1 protein-coding gene and 3 pseudogenes are annotated in these 1818 nt (G+C 33.3%); 3 read left to right on the plus strand and 1 reads right to left on the minus strand.

Going from position 1 to position 1818, the window contains the following annotated elements:
- Positions 1-182 (minus strand): annotated as a pseudogene (locus AC1RPV_RS07545) (plasmid replication initiation protein); the annotation flags it as partial.
- 113 nt (positions 183-295) lie between these two features.
- Between AC1RPV_RS07545 and AC1RPV_RS07550 the strand changes: the two are divergent.
- From AC1RPV_RS07550 to AC1RPV_RS07560, 3 genes and pseudogenes are all read left to right on the plus strand, one after another.
- Positions 296-709, plus strand: a pseudogene (locus tag AC1RPV_RS07550) (IS30 family transposase); the annotation flags it as partial.
- A gap of 153 nt (positions 710-862) precedes the next feature.
- Complete coding sequence (locus tag AC1RPV_RS07555; RefSeq protein ID WP_047916691.1) at positions 863-1186, plus strand: DMT family transporter; 324 nt, start codon at positions 863-865, stop codon at positions 1184-1186.
- Positions 1187-1369: 183 nt separating this feature from the next.
- A pseudogene (locus tag AC1RPV_RS07560) lies at positions 1370-1573 on the plus strand (GNAT family N-acetyltransferase); the annotation flags it as partial.
- Positions 1574-1818 lie beyond the last annotated feature (245 nt).

Consider the following 1818-nt stretch of genomic DNA (forward strand, 5'->3'; position numbering starts at 1 on the left):
TTTTGTTTTTTATCCTGTTTATTTCTAATAGCGTTAAATGTTCTTCTCAATGAAACTGTGATGTCATGTTGCAAATCCTCGTAGTTATCTAAAAAGATAGTTGTTGGTTTTCCTGTTTGTTGAGTAATAAATGTTTCACTTGCCTTTTTAGCATTAAAAATAATCCCAATCATTTTTTCCATTTTCTTTGGATCATTTGCAGACCATAAAGTTAATTAGTTTATGGTCTGCAAATGATCCTGCTCTTATACTAAAAAGATGGACTATTTTTCTACCAGAAGTCAAGTGTTTCAATGCATTTAGGTTGTTTTATGAGCGTTATGGCAAAGCTGTGCGTACTATAACAGCCGACAATGGTTCTGAATTTATCTCATGGGACTTTTTAGAATATGTTCAAAAAGAGCTTAAAATTAAGCTATACTATGCCACACCGTCATCACCACAACAACGTGGTTCAAATGAAAACAGAAACCGTAAGCTACGTGATTGGTACCCTAAAGGCACGTCATTTAAAGATGTGAAACAACGACAATTAGATGAAGTAGCTTCAAAAATGAATGCTATGCCATTGAGACAGGCACTTGACGGTAAACGACCTATGGTAGTCTTTGAGCAGGAATATAAAGCCATGCAACGTTACCGTAGAGCTTATGAAAAGCGTAAACAACGTATGCTTGAAGTTAAAAAACAAGAATTCGAGAATAATTAAAAACGACATTGCAATTAAGCGGAGTAAATTGTAAAATTGTATAATAAAAAATATACGAATAGCTGGGTTGTGGCTAGCTAAAAAACGCCGACTAATGAATTTTTTCATTTTTGGCATTATTTTCGTTATAAAAAAAAAGGTAGGTGTAATTTAATGGGATATATATTTTTGGGGCTCGCGATTCTAGGTGAACTCTTGGGAACGAATTTGTTAAAAGCTTCAAACGGATTCAGTTCGCTTTGGGAAACTGTGGGGTCTTTAGTTTCATACGGTGCAAGTTTTTATTTTTTAGCATTAGCTATGAAAACTATAAACTTGAGTGTTGCTTACGCTTTATGGGCTGGCTTAGGAATTGTATTGACAACTGTTTTGGCAGTAGTCGTTTGGAAAGAATCTATTAATCTGAGCAGCGTCTTAGGAATTGTATTAATTTTGTCAGGAGTTGTCATTTTAAACTTGTATGGTCCTGGTCATTAAACCAAAATAAAAAACGACTAGCTGTATAAATATTATAATAAACAAAAGGCACCTGGTGTGTCTTTTTATTATGCTTAGAATATAAATATTTGAAAACGGGTTAATTAATTGAAATATTTGATATAATAGTGAGTAATTTGATTGCTAAAAGCCTTTGCGTAGACGTTCCAAAAACGTGTACGCAAAGGGTTAGGGCAACGGTTACTCGATGAAGCGAATCGTTATGCTAAAACGAAACAAAAACGTTATTTACGTTTGACTGTTTATGAAAAAAATTATGCAGGCATTCGTTTTTATGAACGTCATGGATTTAAAAAAATCGGGATAAAACATTTTCCTTTAGGAAAACAAGATCGTATTTGTCCGATTTTAGAAAAAGAAATCTAAAAAAACGTCCTCACTTTTGATGTTGAGGACGTTTTTTTAGACTGGTAATGTAACCATAATTCGCTTTCCTTTTTGATAAACCGCTAATTCTGTCACACCTGTTGCTTTTAAAGTTTCTCTATGGCTCTTATATGAGCTAATGTAGCCATTTTAACTTAATGATTGCAGGTATTCGCTGTACCACACTTCAAAAGTATTTCTCATTGCGCCAAAAATGTAATTTTCAGGATTAACTTTTTGTTTTT

This window comes from Dellaglioa sp. CoH-55-MRSF-9, assembly GCF_056782155.1.

Bases quoted from the DNA above. Each gene is read 5' to 3' on its own strand.
- AC1RPV_RS07555 (WP_047916691.1), top strand. From the start codon at position 863: ATGGGATATATATTTTTGGGGCTCGCGATTCTAGGTGAACTCTTGGGA.